This window comes from Mitsuaria chitosanitabida ATCC BAA-476 = NBRC 102408 (genome assembly GCF_001598255.1).
GTDB lineage: Bacteria > Pseudomonadota > Gammaproteobacteria > Burkholderiales > Burkholderiaceae_C > Roseateles > Roseateles chitosanitabidus.
The window spans coordinates 41,246-57,979 of the sequence record NZ_BCYP01000014.1; the positions used below are offsets into that span (position 1 = coordinate 41,246).

The window sequence follows — 16,734 nt, forward strand, 5'->3', positions numbered from 1 at the left end:
GAGCGCACCTTGGCGCGAGGTCGAGGCGCTGGCGCGGCCCGCGCGCGTCGATCAGGGGTTCTCCCTCTCCCGCTTGCGGGAGAGGGTTGGGGAGAGGGTCTTCGGGCTCAGCCCTCGCGCCAGATCACGAGCCCTCGCCGCCCTCCCTTGCCCTACTGCTGAACAGCAAGGGCACGGCGAGCAGGTACAGCGCCGCCGCGACCAGCCAGGTGAGGCCCGGCCAGGTGTGATGCGTCGCCGCGAATGCCGCTGTCGCGACCAGCGGGCCGGCGATGCCGATCAGGCTGCCGATGCTGGCCAGCGTGCCTTGCAGCTCGCCTTGATGCGCGGCGTCGACCTGCTTGGCGAGCATCGCCTGCAGCGCGGGCAATGCCAGCCCGCCGATCGCGAAGAACGGCAGGAAGGCGAACGGCATCCAGCCCGCCGTGGCGACGCCCATCAGGACGAAGCCCAGTCCGTCCGCGGCCATGCCGACGAGCAGGGACCGCCGCTCGCCCAGCCGGCCCACCATGGCGCCGGTCACGAAGGCCTGCGAGATCGCGTGCAGCCCGCCATAGCAGGCGAGCGACAGGCCCGCGATCCACGCCGTCCAGCCGTAGCGGTCCTGGCCGTACAGGATCCACAGCGCGCCGGGCACCTGCGACACCAGCATCACCACCGCGAAGACGCCGACCAGCGGCAGCAGCGGCGGCTTGCCGCTCAGGCGATGCAGCGCGGAGAAGGCGTTGAGCTTGGCCAGGTCGATCCGCGGTGTGCGGTGCTGGTTGGACTCGGGCAGCATGAACCAGGCCATCGCCAGGTTGATGGCGTTCATCACCGCCGCGCCGACGAAGGGCGCGCGCAGGGACCACTCGCCCAACGCACCGCCGATGAGCGGTCCGACGACGAAGCCCAGCCCGAGCGCCGCGCCCATCTGGCCGTAGCGCTTGGCGCGGTCGGGCTCGGGCGTGACGTCGGTCAGGTAGGCCGTGCCGACGGCCATGCTCGCGCCGGTGATGCCGGACAGCACGCGGCCGATGTAGAGCCAGGTCAGGCTGGGTGCCATCGCCATCAGCACGTAGTCCGCGGCCGCGCCGGCCAGCGAGACCAGCAGCACGGGCCGACGCCCGAAGCGGTCGCTCAAGGCGCCGAGCACGGGCGCGAACAGGAACTGCATCGCCGCGTAGACCGCGAGCAAGGCGCCATAGTGGGTGGTGGCCGAGGCCTCGCCGCCCAGCTCGCGCAGCAGGCCGGGCAGGATGGGGAACACCAGGCTCATGCCCACGGCGTCCAGCAGCAGCGTCATCAGGATGACGATCAGGGCTCGATTCACTCACGACCTCTCAACTTTGGAGGCGGGATTCTGATCGCCGGGAACCTCGATGCCAAAAGGCATCGCGGGCGTCCCGCAAGTCACGGGAGCGAGGTCTGGGATCGGGGGGGGCGACGGACCCCGAAGACCCTCACCCCTGCCCTCTCCCGCAAGCGGGCGAGGGGGCCGCCAGCGCTCAGGCACTTGCGCGGCGGAGAGGGCTGGGCAGCACCTGACACCAAAGAGAGATGTCGAGTTCGTCGATGCTTGGTGAGACAGGTAGTGCCTGACGCGGCGTCAACCAGAGAAAGTGGCATCCATCCTGTCTGCCGCTTTCGACCAGAAGGCTGAGCGCATCGTTGCCCCTCGCCCACGGAGTGGGAGAGGGGTTTGGGGTGAGGGCCGGTGAAGTCAGCGAGCCTGGATCTCCCTCGCCCGCTTGCGGGAGAGGGTTGGGGTGAGGGTCTTCGGGCGCTACACCCCGAGCAACCCGCTCAACCCCGGATCGGCGGCCACCGCCTCGGCCGATCCGGCCAACGCCACCCGCCCCTTCTGCAGCACGACCGCCCGATTGCTGTGCGCCAGCACCTTCCGGTAGTCGCGATCGACGATGACCGTCGCCAGCCCCGCTTCCCTGATCTGCGCGATCACGCGCCAGATCTCCGCCACCACCAGCGGGGCCAGGCCCTCGGTCGCCTCGTCCAGGATGACCAGCTCCGGATGCGTCATCAGCGCGCGGCCGATGGACACCATCTGCTGCTCGCCGCCGGACAGCTGTCCCCCCTGATGGTGGAGGCGCTCGGCCAGGCGCGGGAACACGCTCAGCACCCGCTCCAGGGTCCAATCCTTGCGACCGTCGAGCGACGGCCTCGCGGCCATCACCAGGTTCTCCTTCACCGACAGGTTCGGAAACACGCCCCGCCCTTCCGGCACATACGCGATTCCCAGCCGCGAGACCTCATGCGGCCTCGCCCGCGACACGTCGCGTCCGCCGATCAGGATCTCCCCTTCCCGGCGCGCGACATGCCCGAGCAGGCTGCGGATCAGCGTGCTCTTCCCCATCCCGTTGCGGCCCAGCAGCCCCACCGTCTCGCCCTTGCCCACCGTGATGTCGATCCCGTGCAGCACGTGGCTGCTGCCGTACCAGGCCTGCACGCCGCGCGCCTCCAGCAACGGGGCCGCCAGACTGGTCGAGGTCGCCATGCCGGACGCGCGCGACGCGTCCCCGGCCGACCGCGTCGGGGTGTGGGTCGCGCTCATGCGTGCTCTCCCAGATAGGCCGTCTGCACTTGCGGATCCGCGCGCACCGCCGCCGGATCGCCGCAGCAGATCACCTTCCCGTTGACCATCACCGTGATGCGATCGGCGATGCGGAACACGGCCTCCATGTCGTGCTCGACCAGCAGGATCGCGTGCTCCCGCTTGAGCTCGGCCAGCAGCGCGAGCATCCGCTCCGTCTCGTCCGCGCCCATGCCCGCCAGCGGCTCGTCCAGCAGCAGCACCTGCGGCGTCGTCGCCAGGCACATCGCAATCTCGAGCTGCCGCTTCTGCCCATGGCTGAGCGCGCCCGCGCTCGCCCCGAGCGCCTCCCCCAGCCCCGCCCGCCGGGCGCTGTCCCGCGCCCGATCGACGACCGCCGCCTGTCGATGCGCCGCGCGCCACCAGCGCCACGGATCCTGCAGCCGCGCCTGCGCCGCGAGGCGGCAGTTCTCCTCGACGCTGAACTCCGGATAGATCGTGTTGCGCTGATAACTGCGACCCAAGCCCGCCCGCGCGCGGCGCGGTTGCGGCCAGCGCGAGATGTCCTCGCCCAGCAGTTCCACCTTGCCGGCGCTGGGCGGAAACTCCCCCGACAGCAGGTTGATCAAGGTGCTCTTGCCGGCGCCGTTGGTGCCGATCACCGCATGGACTTCGCCGCGGCGCAGGTCCAGCGAGACCTCGTCCACCGCCACCAGGCCGCCCCAGCGTCGCGTCAGCCGCTCGGCGCGCAGAAGGATCTCGCTCATGCGTTGCGCTCCCGCTTGAGGGCGGCCGCCAGCGCCGAGCGTGGCCGGGCCCTCGTCGCTCGCGGCTGCCCGCGCATCGCCCATGCGTCCCGCAGCTGACCGGGGACGCCCACCAGCCCGCGCGGCATCCACGCCACGCTCAGGATAATCACGACGCCCAGCCCCAGCTGCCAATGCTTGGCGAAGGCTCCGAAGATCGCCTCGCTCTTGAACAGCTCCTGCAGCAGCGTGAACGCGAACGCCCCCACCACCGCGCCGCGCAGATGCCCCAGGCCGCCCAGGATGATCATGATCAGCACCGCGCCGCTGAGGTGCCAGCTCATGAGCTCCGGGTTGACGGCGCCGTCCTTCACCGCGAAGAGGAAGCCCGCCCAGCCCGCCAGCGCGCCCGACAAGGTGAAGGCCGCGAGCTTGTACGGGTAGGTCGAGAAGCCGGTCGCGCGCATGCGCTGCTCGTTGACGCGGATGCCGGCCAGCGCGCGGCCGAAGTGCGAGCGCCCCAGCACGGCCAGCAGCACGAACATCGCCAGCAGGCTGCCCCAGGTGAAGGCGTACAGGTGCAGCGGCTGGTCCAGGTCGATCCAGCGGCCCAGCACCGGCTTGGCGTAGAGGTAGATCCCGTCCGACCCGCCGCCCAGCGGCGTGTCGTGGACCACGTAGTAGGCCATCTGCGCGAAGGCCAGCGTGACCATGATGAAGTAGACCCCGCGCGTGCGCAGCGACAGCGCGCCCGTCAACAGCGCATATCCGCCGGCCAGCAGCACGGCCGCCGGCAGCGCCAGCGCGAGGGACGCCGGCTCCCCGCTCTCGGGCGCGAGCTTGACCGCCGCGTAGGCGCCGATGCCGAAGAAGGCGGCCTGGCCGAAGCACACCAGGCCGGTGCCGCCGACCAGCAGCTCCAGGCTGAGCGCCAGCATCGCGTAGACCATGATCTTGGTGATCAGGTCCACCACGTAGCCGCCGCTGAAGACGGGCACCGCCGCCAGCACCGCGAACCCGAGGCCGACGAAGGCCGCGCGTCCGGACAAGAGATTGAGCATCACCATTCCCCGGCCTCAGGCCTTGAACAGCCCGGCGGGCTTCCACAGCAGGATCGCCGCCATCAGCACGTAGATCAGCACGCCCGAGGCCTGCGGCAGGAAGACCTTGCCGAAGGTGTCCACCACGCCGATCAGCAGCGCCGCCAGCAGCGCCCCCTTCACCGACCCGATGCCCCCGATCACCACGACCACGAAGCAGATGATCAGCACGTGGCCGCCCATGCCCGGATAGACGCTGGACACCGGCGCGGCCACCATGCCCGCGAGCGCCGCCAGCGCCACGCCGCCCGCGAAGACCAGCCGCATCAGCCGCTGCACGTCGATGCCCAGGCTCTGGACCATCTCGCGGTTGACGCTGCCGGCGCGGATCATCATCCCCAGCCGCGTCCGGGCGAAGACCCACCACATGCCCGCGGCCAGCGCCAGGCACACCGCGCTGACGAAGAGCCGGTAGACCGGATAGGTCATCAGGTCGCCCAGGGGAATGGACCCGGCCAGCAGCGCGGGCGCGTCGACCGCATGCACGTCGTCGCCGACCAGCAGGCTGCGGCATTCCTCGAAGATCAGGATCAGCCCGTAGGTCATGAGCACCTGCTGCAGGTGGTCGCGCTCGTAGAGGAAGCTGAAGAAGGCCCACTCGAGCACGTAGCCCAGCAGCACCGCCACGACGACCCCCACCAGCAGCGTCGTGAAGAAGCCGCCGCCCAGCACCGCGCCGACCCAGGGGGCCAGCGCGAAGGCCATGTAGGCGCCGATCATGTAGAAGCTGCCGTGGGCCAGGTTGATCACGCCCATGATCCCGAAGATCAGCGTGAGCCCCGAGGCCACGAGGAACAGCAGCAGCCCGTACTGCAGCGCGTTCAGGCACTGGATGAGGAACGTCGTCAGGTCCATCGGGACCCTCCTTGCGCGAGCGCGCCGGCCGCGCGGACCGGCGCTGTCGAGGCGATGGGCTCCGCGAGCCCGGTCATCACATGCGGCAGCCGCGGCCCGGATCCGCCAGGGCCTTGGCGGCCACGCTGGTCAGCTTGTTCTCCTTGGCGGAGACCTGGCGCAGGTAGATGTCCTGCACCGGGTTGTGGGCGCGCGAGAGCGTGAAAGTCCCGCGCGGGCTGTCGATCCTGGCCTTGCGCAGCGCCTCGGCGAAGACAGCCGCGTTTTTAGCGTCGCCCTTGGTCGCCGTCAGGCCGATGCCCAGCATCTGCGCCGCGTCGTAGCCCTGGATCGCGTACACGTCCGGCTGCAGCTTGTAGGCCTTGGCGTAGGCCAGCCGGAAGGCGTTGTCGCGCGGCGTGTTCAGGCCGTCGGCGTAGTGCAGCGTGGTCATGAGGCCGTCGGCGTCGGCGCCCTGCGCCTCCAGCGTCCCGTCGGTGAGGAAGCCCGCGCCGTACAGCGGGATGTTCTTCTTGAGGCCCGCGGCGGCGTAGTCCTTGACGAACTTCACCGCGCCCGCGCCGGCGAAGAAGGTGTAGACCGCGTCGGGCTTGGTGGCGGCGATCTCGGTCAGCAGCGCCTGGAACTCGACGTTGGGGAACGGCAGCGACAGCTCCTTGACCACGTTGCCGCCGTTCTTCTCGAAGGCCTCCTTGAAGGCCTTCACCGACTCGTCGCCGGCCGCGTACTTCCAGGTGATGGTCACGACCTTCTTCAGGCCGCGCTTGGCCATGACCTCGCCCATCGCGTAGCCCGGCTGCCAGTTGCTGAAGCTGGAGCGGAAGATGTTGGGCGCGCACATCGGGCCGGTGATCGGGTCCGAGCCCGCGTTGGGGACGATCAGCAGCGTGCCCGATTCCTTGGCCGCCTTGGCCATGGCCATCGCGACGCCGCTGTGCACCGTGCCGATCAGCACGTCGACGTTGTCGCGCTTGATCAGCTTGTTGACGTTGTCGGTGGCCTTGGCGGGATCGGACTCGTCGTCCACGCGGACGTACTCGACCTCGCGCCCGGCGATCTTGCCGCCCTGCTCGGCCACGTAGAGCCGGAAGCCGTTGTCGATGGCCGTGCCCAGCTGGGCGTAGGTGCCGGTGGCCGGCAGCATGAAGCCGACCTTGAGCTTGGCCTGCGCGAAGGCGGGCGTGGCGATCGCCGTCGTCAGGGCGACGGCGATGGCGGCGTGGGCGAAGCAGTTCATGGTTTGTCTCCTGGATGCGCGATGCGTGCCGCGCTGTTTTGGATCTGCTGCTGTGGCCGCGATACCGCCGGCGGCCTCGTTCGGGTCGTCCACGTCGCCGACCGTTCCCGCGCGCCGGCCAAGGCCGGGCCGCGAGGGAGACAGGTCAGCGCGGGGTCATTCCGCGATCAAGCCGCGACGGCGCCGAGCTGGCGCAGCTTGAAGCGCTGGATCTTGCCAGTCGCCGTCTTCGGCAACTCGGCGATGAACTCGATCTGGCGTGGGTATTTATACGGAGCCAGCCGCTCCTTGACGAAGGCCTTGAGCTCGTCGTCGGTGACCGTCCGTCCCTCCCGCACCACGACGTAGGCCTTGGTCTTCATGAGGCCGTCTTCGTCGGCGACCCCGATGACGGCGGCCTCCAGCACGCTGGGATGCTGCACCAGCGTGGCCTCGACCTCGAAGGGGCTGACGTAGATGCCGCTGACCTTCAGCATGTCGTCGCTGCGGCCGCAATAGGTGTAGGTCCCATCGGCGTTGCGGATGTACTTGTCGCCGCTCTTGGTCCAGCCGCCCTGGAAGGTCTCGCGGCTCTTCTCGCGATTGCCCCAGTACATGATGGCGGCGCTGGGGCCGGCGATGAACAGGTCGCCGGGTTCGCCGTCCTTGACCGCCTGGCCGTCCTCGCCGCGCAGCTCGATGCGGTAGCCGGGCACCGGCCAGCCCGTGGTGCCGTAGGCCACCGCGTCGGGCCGGTTGGACAGGAAGATGTGCAGCATCTCGGTCGAGCCGATCCCGTCCACGATGTCCACGCCGAAGTGCGCCTTGAAGCGATGACCGAGCTCGGCCGGCAGGGCCTCGCCGGCGCTGGACACCAGGCGCAGCGCGGTGGCGGACGCGGGCGGCAGATCCGCCGACGCCAGCATCGCCGCGAAGCCCGTGGGCGCGCCGAAGAACACGGTGGGCCTCACGCCGCGGCTCTCCCCGCGCAACCGCTTGAAGCTGGCGGCCGGCGTGGGGCGCTCCGCCATCAGCACGGTGCAGGCGCCGACGCACAGCGGGAAGGTCAGCGCGTTGCCCAGCCCATAGGCGAAGAACAGCTTGGCGGCGGAGAAGCAGACGTCGTCCTCGCGCAGGTTCAGGACGCGCTTGCCGTAGAGCTCGGCGGTCCAGTACGGATTGCCGTGCGAATGCACCGTGCCCTTGGGGCGGCCTGTCGAGCCCGACGAATACAGCCAGAAGCCCGGATCGTCCGCATGCGTGCCCGCCGGCGCGGCCAGCGGCGCGTGCGCGGCGACGAAGGCGTCGAAATCGGTGTGACCGAACGCCAGCGCGTCCACCGGCCGCGAGACGACCACGCGCTGCACCTCGTGCGCCGGGCACTTGCGCAGCGCGCCCTGGAGCGCCGGCAGCAGCGCGCCGGAAACCAGCACCACCTGCGCGCGCGAGTGCTCCAGCATGTAGGCGTAGTCCTCCTCGGTCAGCAGCGTGTTGACGGCCACGGGCACCGCGCCGATGTACATCGCGCCGAGGAAGCTGGCGGGCCAGTCCAGCGTGTCCTGCATCATCAGCAGCACACGCTCCTCGCGCTTGACGCCGCTGGCGCGCAGCGCGGCGGCCACGCGGCGCACGCGCTCGTCCAGTTCCCCGTAGGTCAGCGAGCCCAGGTCGTCGACATAGGCCAGGCGGTCCGGCCGCGACTGGTTGAGCGCGAGCAGATGGCCGGCGAAGTTGAACGGGTCCGGAAGCGCCGCGACATCGGGCGGGCTGTCGACGGTCGAGGGGCTCATGTCATGTCTCCTGGAGCTGCGTGAGGACGGATGGCCCGCTCTGGATGGCGGTTCTCCGGTGATAGAAGTTCAGCGCGCGCAGGCCGCCGAGTTCCTCGCCGCCGCCGGCGCGGCCGGGCCCGCCGTGCAGCGATTGCGGCATCACGTTGCCGTGGCCGGTGTGGAGGGCGGCGGTCTGCGGCGTGACCACGTGGACCCGGCCGTGACCAGGCGCCAGCGCGAGCGCCGCGCGGGCGAGCGCGGCATCGTCGGCGCCGTAGACCGAGGCCACCAGCGAACCCTGCCCGCGCCGGATCTGGGCGAGGCCGCGCGGCAGGTCGGCGTAGGGGAGCAGCGCGGCGACGGGGCCGAAGACCTCGATGTCGTGGACCGCGGCGGTGGCCTCGACCGCCTCGGGCGTGTCCAGGCCGAGCAGCGTCGGCCCGAGGCAGCAGGCGACCTTGGGATCGGCGTCGACGATGGGGGCGGCGTTGCCGTCGAGCAGCGTGCGCGTGTGGCGCTGCAGCTGGGACAGGCCCTCGCGCACGGCGGAGAGCTGCGCGCGGCTGACCAGCGCGCCCATGCGGACCGTCTCGTTGCGCGGATTGCCGACGACCACCTTGGCCAGGCGCTCGCGCAGCGCGGTGGCGACGTCGTCATGGAGCGCCGCCGGCACGAAGGCGCGGCGGATCGCGGTGCACTTCTGACCGGACTTCACGGTCATCTCGCGCGCGACCTCCTTGATGAAGGCGTCGAAGGTGGCATCGCCGGCGCGGGTGTCGGGCATCAGCAGCGCGCTGTTGATGCTGTCGGCCTCGATGTTGGTGCGGACGGACAGGCGCGTCACCGCGGCGTGGGAGCGGAGGGTCGCGGCCGTCTCGGCGGAGCCGGTGAAGGACAGCACGTCGAAGGGCTCGAGGGCATCGAGCAGTCCGGCGGAGCTCCCGCACACGACCGACAGCGCGCCCGCGGGCAGGATGCCGGCGTCGACGACGTCCTTGACCATGCGCTGCGTCAGCCAGGCCGTCGCGGTCGCCGGCTTCACGACGACGGGCACGCCGGACAGCAGCGCGGGGGCGGCCTTCTCCCACAAGCCCCAGGACGGGAAGTTGAAGGCGTTGATGAAGAGCGCCAGCCCGGCGACCGGCGTCTGCACGTGCAGGGACTGGAAGGCGGCGTCCTTGGCGAGCGAGGCGGGCTCGCCCTCGCGGAGGAAATGCGCGTCGGGCAGCGAGGCGCCCAGCTTGGCGTAGGTGCCGACGGTGTAGATCGCGCCATCGATGTCGATCGCCGAATCGTTCTTCACCGTGCCGCTGTTGGCGAGCGCGATCTCGTAATAGGCGTCGCGGTGCTTCTGCAGCAGCTGGGCGATCGCGGCGAGCAGCTCGGCCCGCTCGCGGTAGGTCAGCGCGCGCAGCGCCGCCCCGCCCTGCTCCCGCGCGAAGCGAAAGCCGTCCTTCAGATCCAGCCCGGTCGCATCGACCTGGACCAGGGCGGTGCCCAGCACTGGATCGAAGAGCGAGGTCGGCGTGCCGGTGCCGGAGATCCAGCGGCCGCCGAGGTAATTGGGGAGCCGCTCAAGGCTCATGAGGGGCACCGGATGACTTGAGGATTCATGACTGGCTCCTGGCGGCGATGACGTAGAGTGCAGGCCTTGCGGCGCCTCACGCCATGCAGTATCGTGCATGCAGGCAATCTAGAGCCGGTCAAAAATCATGTCAAGCAATATAGTGCCTGTTGACGGGTTAACCCCTACCGCCCCGGAGGCGGAGGAACCGGCGAAACACCCCTTCCTGATGCAGCTGGGCGATCGCGTCCGCGGCTTGCGCTCGCGCAAGGGGATGACGCGCAAGGCGCTCGCCACCGTGGCGGACGTGAGCGAACGGCATCTGGCGAATCTGGAATATGGCGCGGGCAATCCGTCCATCCTGATCCTGCTGCAGGTCGCGCAGGCGCTGCAATGCCCGATGGCGGAGCTGCTCGGCGACGTCACGACGACCAGCGCGGAGTGGCTGCTGCTGCGCGAGCTGCTGGAGGGGCGCGACGAGGCGACCTTGCATCGGGTGCGTGTGGCGGTGGGCGAGTTGCTCGGCACCGGCGGCGCGCAGGGGCATGGGCAGCCGCGCAGCCACCGGGTGGCGCTGATCGGCTTGCGCGGCGCGGGCAAGTCCACGCTGGGCGCGATGCTGGCGGAGACGCTGGATTACCCGTTCGTCGAGCTGAGCCGGGAGATCGAGAAGTTCGCGGGTTGCAGCGTCGGGGAGATCCAGGCGCTGTATGGCCAGGCGGCGTATCGGCGCTACGAGCGGCGGGCGCTGGAGGAGGCGATCCAGATCTATCCGGAAGCGGTGATCGCCACGCCGGGTGGGATCGTGTCGGATCCGGCGACCTTCAATCTGCTGCTGGCGCATTGCAGCACCGTGTGGCTGCAAGCGGATCCGGAGGACCACATGCAGCGGGTCGTCGCGCAAGGCGACACGCGGCCGATGGCGGCAAGCAAGGAAGCGATGGACGATTTGAGGTCCATTCTTCATGGGCGCGCGGCGTTCTATGCGAAGGCGGAGCTGCATGTCGATACGAGCGCGCAGCCGCTGGCGGAGACGTTTGGGATCTTGGAGCGGCGGGTTCGGGAGCTCATCGCGCGCTAATCCTTCATGCGCCGCCAACCACCGCGCTTCGTGGGCGAATCACCCCGCTGCGCGGGCGAATGAGGGCCCCTCTCCCACTCCGTGGGCGAGGGGAAAAACGGGTTAACCCGCATCGATAGATGCACTAACCTGCTTGCAATCGCCAAACACAAGCACCATACTGCATGCAACCCCGCAGCGCATTCGCTGCACGTTCCTGCATGTCGATGGAGCCCCGAATGAGCGATCTCTCCGACCTCACCGCCACCCGCGTCGATTACCAGACACATCCTTCGCGCTACCGCCACTGGAAGCTGTCCTTCGAAGGCCCGGTGGCCACGCTGGCCGCCGACTTCGACGAGAACGGCGGCCTGCGCCCCGGCTACAAGCTCAAGCTCAACAGCTACGACCTGGGCGTCGACATCGAGCTCAACGACGCGCTCCAACGCATCCGCTTCGAGCACCCCGAGGTCCGCACCGTCGTCGTGACCAGCGCCAAGGACAAGATCTTCTGCTCCGGCGCCAACATCTACATGCTGGGCGTCTCCAGCCACGGCTGGAAGGTGAACTTCTGCAAGTTCACCAACGAGACCCGCAACGGCATGGAGGATTCCAGCCAGCACAGCGGTCTGAAGTTCCTCGCCGCCATCAACGGCGCCTGCGCCGGCGGCGGCTATGAGCTCGCCCTCGCCTGCGACGAGCTGCTGCTGGTCGACGACCGCTCCAGCGCGGTCAGCCTGCCCGAGGTGCCGCTGCTGGGCGTGCTGCCGGGCACCGGCGGCCTGACCCGCGTCACCGACAAGCGCAAGGTCCGCCACGACCTCGCAGACATCTTCTGCACGACCAATGAAGGCGTGCGCGGCAAGAAGGCCAAGGACTGGCGCCTGGTCGACGACATCGTCAAGCCGGCCCAGTTCTCCGCCAAGGTCCAGGAGCGCGCCCTCTCGCTCGCCGAAGGCAGCGACCGCCCCGCCGACGGCAAGGGCGTCGTCTTCGGCCCGCTGCAACGCACGATCGAACCGGACGCGCTGCGCTACCGCCACGTGACCGTCGAGATCGACCGCGCCCGCCGCGTCGCCAGCTTCACCGTGAACGGTCCCAGCGGTCCGATCAACGCGCTGCCCTCGACCATCGCCGAGATCGAGGCCGCCGGCGCCGACTGGTACCCGCTCGCCCTCGCCCGCGATCTGGAGGACGCGATCCTCTCGATGCGCACCAACGAGCTGGACATCGGCACCTGGCTGATCCGCACGCAGGGCGACGCGGCCGCGGTGCTCGCCTCGGACGGCGTGCTGGCCGAGCACGCCCATCACTGGCTGGTACGCGAGACCATCGGCTATCTGCGCCGCACCTTCAGCCGCGTCGACGTCTCCTCGCGCAGCCTGTTCGCGCTGATCGAGCCAGGCTCCTGCTTCGCGGGCTCGCTGCTGGAGCTCGCGCTGGCCTGCGATCGCAGCTACATGCTCGCGCTGCCCGACGAGCCGGAACGCGCGCCCAAGCTCTTCATCGGCGAGACCAACTTCGGTCTGCTGCCGATGGCCACGGGGCAGAGCCGGCTCGAGCGCCGTTTCTACGAGGACGCCGATCAGATCGAGCAATGCCGCGCCAACGCCGGCATGCCGCTCGACGCCGATGCCGCGTTCCAACTCGGTCTGGTGACCAGCAACCCCGACGACATCGACTGGGCCGACGAGACCCGCATCGCCATCGAGGAGCGCGTGTCCATGAGCCCGGACGCCCTCACCGGCATGGAGGCCAACCTGCGCTTCAACGGCCCGGAGAACATGGTCACGCGCGTCTTCGGCCGCCTGACCGCCTGGCAGAACTGGATCTTCCAGCGCCCCAACGCCGTCGGCGAGAAGGGCGCGCTGAAGGTCTTCGGCAAGGGCGACAAGGCGCAGTTCGACTGGAACCGCGTCTGAACGCGCCACCGAGCGCCTGCCTGCCCCATCGCGCCGATCGCATCGGCGACAAGACACCCAGGAGACCCCGATGACCGTCAGCACCATCGACTACAGCCAGAAGATCCCCAACAACGTCAACCTCAACGAGGACCGCACGCTGCAGCGTGCGCTCGAGGGCTGGCAGCCCAACTTCCTCTCGTGGTGGGAGGACATGGGGCCCGACGGCTCGCACAACTTCGACGTCTACCTGCGCACGGCCACCAGCGTCGATCCGCAGGGCTGGGCCACCTTCGGCCACGTGAAGATGCCGGACTACCGCTGGGGCATCTTCCTGAACCCCGCCGAGCAGAACCGCAAGATCCATTTCGGCGATCACAAGGGCGAGGACGCCTGGCAGGACATCCCCGGCGAGTACCGCGCCAACCTGCGCCGCATCATCGTCACGCAGGGCGACACCGAGCCCGCGAGCGTCGAGCAGCAGCGCCATCTCGGCCTGACCGCCCCCAGCCAGTACGACCTGCGCAACCTCTTCCAGGTCAACGTCGAGGAAGGCCGTCACCTGTGGGCGATGGTCTACCTGCTGCACAAGTACTTCGGCCGTGACGGCCGCGAGGAAGGCGCCGCGCTGCTGGAGCGCCGCAGCGGCCAGGAGAACAACCCCCGCATCCTGCAGGCCTTCAACGAGCCGACGCCGGACTGGCTGTCCTTCTTCATGTTCACCTACTTCACCGATCGTGACGGCAAGTTCCAGCTGTGCGCGCTGGCGGAGAGCAGCTTCGATCCCCTGGCCCGCACGACCAAGTTCATGCTGACCGAGGAAGCGCATCACATGTTCGTCGGCGAGTCCGGCGTGAGCCGCGTGATCCAACGCACCTGCCAGGCGATGAACGAGCTCAAGACCGACGACCCGGCCAAGCTGCGCGCCGCCGGCGTGATCGATCTGCCCACGCTGCAGCGCTACCTGAACTTCCACTTCAGCGTCACCATCGACCTCTTCGGCGCGGACGAGAGCTCCAACGCGGCGACCTTCTACTCGACCGGTCTGAAGGGCCGCTACGAGGAGGGCAAGCGCCAGGACGATCATGTGCTCAAGGGCCAGTTCTATCCGGTGCTGGCGATCGAGGGCGGCCGCTTCGTCGAGCGCCAGGTGCCGATGCTCAACGCGCTCAACGAGGTGCTGCGTGACGACTTCATCCGCGACAGCGTCGGCGGCGTGGACCGCTGGAACAAGGTCATCGAGAAGGCCGGCCTGCCGCATCGCCTGAAGACGCCGCACAAGGCCTTCCACCGCAGCATCGGCACGCTGTCGGGGGCGAAGGTCTCGCCCGAGGGCCAGATCGTCAGCGAGGCCGAATGGGCCGCGCGCGTCGACCAGTGGCTGCCGTCCGTGGGCGATCGCCAGTTCGTCGCGAGCCTGATGGGCCGCGTCGTCGAGCCTGGCAAGTTCGCGAACTGGATCGCGCCGCCCGTCATGGGCATCAACCGCCAGCCGGTCGATTTCGAGTACGTTCGCTTCAATTGAACGCCCGCGAGCCAGGAGACAAGGCGACCCCCGTGGAGGCGACATGGACATGACGGAAGCGATCCTCATCAAGCAGCACGTGATCGATCCGGAGATCTGCATCCGGTGCAACACCTGCGAGGCCACCTGTCCGGTGGGCGCGATCACGCACGACTCGCGCAACTACGTGGTGGACGCGGAAAAGTGCAATCTGTGCATGGCCTGCGTGCCGCCCTGCCCGACCGGCAGCATCGACAACTGGCGCACGATGCCCAAGGCGCTGGCCTACAGCATCGAGGCGCAGCTGGGCTGGGACAGCCTGCCCGAGGAGCTTCCGCCCGGCGCATTGGCCGAGGCCGGCGCCGAGGTGTCCTTGAACGATGTGCCCGCGCCCGTCGAGCCGTCCGGCGCCGACGTGGCGAGCGCCTCCAGCGCCGCGGTCGAGCCGATCTTCCGCAGCGCGGATTACGGCGCGGTGATTCCGCCGTGGTCGGCCGCGCATGCGTACACCAACCTCTACGGCCCCAAGGCCGCGCAGAAGACGGTGACGGCCACGGTCACCGGCAACGTCCGCGTGACCGAGGTCGGCGACACGGGCTCGGACTACGACACCCATCATCTGGTGCTGGATTTCGGGGCCATGCCCTTCCCGGTGCTGGAAGGCCAGAGCATCGGCATCGTGCCGCCCGGGCTCGACGAGCAAGGCCGCGCGCACTTCCCGCGCCAATACTCGATCGCAAGCCCGCGCAACGGCGAGCGGGCCGGCTACAACAATGTCTCGCTGACCATCAAGCGCGTGCTGGAGGACTACGACGGCAAGCCGGTGCGGGGCGTCGGCAGCAACTACATGTGCGACCTGGAGGTGGGCGCGCAGGTGCAGGTGGTGGGGCCTTTCGGCAGCAGCTTCCTGATGCCGAATCATCCGCGCAGCCACGTGGTCATGATCTGCACTGGCACGGGCTCGGCGCCGATGCGAGCCATGACCGAGTGGCGCCGCCGGTTGCGGCAGTCCGGCAAGTTCGAGGGCGGCAAGCTGATGCTGTTCTTCGGCGCGCGCTCCCCGCAGGAGCTGCCCTACTTCGGTCCCTTGCAGAAGCTGCCCAAGGACTTCATCGACGTGAACCTGGCATTCAGCCGCGTGCCGGGCGAGCCGCGCCGATACGTGCAGGACCTGATGCGCGAGCGCGCGGCCGACCTGGCGGAGATGCTGCGCGATCCGCAGGCCCACTTCTACGTCTGTGGCCTGAAGGCGATGGAGGAAGGCGTGGTGCTGGCGTTGCGCGACATCGCGGTGCAAGCGGGCGCGGATTGGGACGCCCTCTCGGGCAGCCTCAAGCGCGAGGGGCGATTGCATCTGGAGACGTATTGATTGCGGGAGAGGACTCGTATGGCCCCCTCTCCCGCTTGCGGGAGAGGGCTGGGGTGAGGGTCTTCGACGGCCCGCCGGTCGCCCCGGTGACGCCCAGCGAGGGCCTCAACAGCTCTAATCGCGACATGACACAGCCCCACGATCCAGCCCCGTCCGCCGAGGCGACCTGCGAGGTCGCCGTCCATGCCCTCCCCTACAACGGCGGCACGCTGCACGCGCGCAGCTGGACACCGGCGTCCGCGAGCGCGGCCACGCCGCCGATCGTCCTGCTGCATGACTCGCTGGGCGCGGTGAGCCTGTGGCGGAGCTTCCCCGAGGCGCTCGCGCTGGCCACCGGGCGGCAGGTCGTGGCCTATGACCGCGCGGGATTCGGTGAATCCAGCCCGCGCGTGGATACGCTGACGCCGAGTTTCGTGGCCGATGAGGCGAGCACCGGACTGTCGGCGGTCGTCGACCGGCTCGGCATCGAGCGCTTCGTCGCGATGGGCCACAGCGTCGGCGGCGGCATGGCCATCGAAGCGGCGGCGCAACTGCCGGGCCGCGTGGATCGCCTCATCACGATTGCAGCGCAAGTCTTCGCCGAGGACCGCACGCTGACCGGCATTCGCGCGGCGCGCGAGGACTTCAAGGCACCGGAACAGCTGGACCGCTTGCGCCGGTATCACGGCGTCAAGGCGCCGTGGGTGTTGAGCGCGTGGACGGAGACGTGGTTGTCCGCGGCCTTCGCCGACTGGTCCCTGTGCGAGGTGCTGACGCGCGTGCAATGCCCGACGCTGACGATCCATGGCGGGCTCGACGAATTCGGGTCGACGATCCATCAGGAGCTGATCCGCGATCGGGTGTCGGGCCAGGCGCGCAAGCTGCTGCTGCCGGAGAACGGACACATGCCGCATCGCGAGGCGCCGGAGGTGGTGCTGGCGGAGATTCGGCGCTTCCTGGCGTAGCCGCCGAAGACCCTCACCCCCCGCCCTCTCCCGCAAGCGGGCGAGGGAGCCACCAGCGCCCAAGCCTTGATGTGGCAACCAAACCAAGCAACACGTCCCCCATCAACACGCGGCCCTTTGACATGTGGCCCTTTGACATGTGGCCCTTTGACATGTGGCCCTTTGACATGTGG

The 16,734-nt window shown here is 69.3% G+C and carries 13 protein-coding genes; 5 read left to right on the forward strand and 8 right to left on the reverse strand.

The window, feature by feature from the left end; all coding sequences use genetic code 11:
* Positions 1-124: 124 nt before the first annotated feature.
* The 8 genes from tet to MCHT01_RS09105 form a co-directional block, all read right to left on the reverse strand.
* Positions 125-1,312, reverse strand: coding sequence for a Tet(A)/Tet(B)/Tet(C) family tetracycline efflux MFS transporter (gene tet, locus MCHT01_RS09070; protein ID WP_148661456.1), 1,188 nt, complete (start codon positions 1,310-1,312; stop codon positions 125-127).
* 453 nt (positions 1,313-1,765) lie between these two features.
* Positions 1,766-2,494: an ABC transporter ATP-binding protein gene (locus MCHT01_RS09075; RefSeq protein ID WP_067064856.1), complete on the reverse strand. Its 729-nt coding sequence runs from the start codon at positions 2,492-2,494 to the stop codon at positions 1,766-1,768.
* Positions 2,495-2,547: 53 nt separating this feature from the next.
* Positions 2,548-3,297 carry an ABC transporter ATP-binding protein gene (locus MCHT01_RS09080; protein WP_067064825.1) on the reverse strand — a complete coding sequence of 250 codons (750 nt, stop codon included), beginning with the start codon at positions 3,295-3,297 and terminating at the stop codon, positions 2,548-2,550.
* A complete protein-coding gene (locus MCHT01_RS09085; protein WP_067064857.1) occupies positions 3,294-4,337 on the reverse strand; it encodes a branched-chain amino acid ABC transporter permease in 1,044 nt (347 codons plus the stop codon). The genes MCHT01_RS09080 and MCHT01_RS09085 overlap by 4 nt, the downstream gene beginning before the upstream one ends.
* Before the next feature lie 15 nt (positions 4,338-4,352).
* Positions 4,353-5,231, reverse strand: coding sequence for a branched-chain amino acid ABC transporter permease (locus tag MCHT01_RS09090; protein ID WP_067064827.1), 879 nt, complete (start codon positions 5,229-5,231; stop codon positions 4,353-4,355).
* Positions 5,232-5,307: 76 nt separating this feature from the next.
* Positions 5,308-6,468, reverse strand: coding sequence for an ABC transporter substrate-binding protein (locus MCHT01_RS09095; RefSeq protein WP_067064828.1), 1,161 nt, complete (start codon positions 6,466-6,468; stop codon positions 5,308-5,310).
* 167 nt (positions 6,469-6,635) lie between these two features.
* Entirely contained in the window at positions 6,636-8,237 is a 1,602-nt protein-coding gene (locus MCHT01_RS09100; protein WP_067064830.1) for a benzoate-CoA ligase family protein, read from the reverse strand.
* Position 8,238: 1 nt separating this feature from the next.
* Positions 8,239-9,804 (reverse strand): 3,4-dehydroadipyl-CoA semialdehyde dehydrogenase, encoded by a 1,566-nt coding sequence (locus MCHT01_RS09105; RefSeq protein WP_067064832.1) that lies wholly within the window; start codon positions 9,802-9,804, stop codon positions 8,239-8,241.
* A 127-nt stretch (positions 9,805-9,931) separates the two neighbouring features.
* Between MCHT01_RS09105 and MCHT01_RS09110 the strand changes: the two genes are divergently transcribed.
* The 5 genes from MCHT01_RS09110 to MCHT01_RS09130 all read left to right on the forward strand — a co-directional run bounded on the left by MCHT01_RS09110 (position 9,932) and on the right by MCHT01_RS09130 (position 16,561).
* The gene (locus tag MCHT01_RS09110) at positions 9,932-10,864 is read left to right on the forward strand and encodes a helix-turn-helix transcriptional regulator (RefSeq protein ID WP_067064833.1); all 933 of its coding nucleotides are present in this window, start codon (positions 9,932-9,934) and stop codon (positions 10,862-10,864) included.
* A 218-nt stretch (positions 10,865-11,082) separates the two neighbouring features.
* Positions 11,083-12,765: a 2,3-epoxybenzoyl-CoA dihydrolase gene (boxC, locus tag MCHT01_RS09115; protein ID WP_067064835.1), complete on the forward strand. Its 1,683-nt coding sequence runs from the start codon at positions 11,083-11,085 to the stop codon at positions 12,763-12,765.
* Between the two features lie 70 nt (positions 12,766-12,835).
* Positions 12,836-14,269, forward strand: a complete 1,434-nt coding sequence (gene boxB, locus MCHT01_RS09120; RefSeq protein ID WP_067064836.1) for a benzoyl-CoA 2,3-epoxidase subunit BoxB — start codon at positions 12,836-12,838, stop codon at positions 14,267-14,269.
* A 43-nt stretch (positions 14,270-14,312) separates the two neighbouring features.
* Entirely contained in the window at positions 14,313-15,617 is a 1,305-nt protein-coding gene (gene boxA / locus MCHT01_RS09125; RefSeq protein WP_067064837.1) for a benzoyl-CoA 2,3-epoxidase subunit BoxA, read from the forward strand.
* A gap of 125 nt (positions 15,618-15,742) precedes the next feature.
* A complete protein-coding gene (locus MCHT01_RS09130) occupies positions 15,743-16,561 on the forward strand; it encodes an alpha/beta fold hydrolase (protein WP_067064838.1) in 819 nt (272 codons plus the stop codon).
* Positions 16,562-16,734 lie beyond the last annotated feature (173 nt).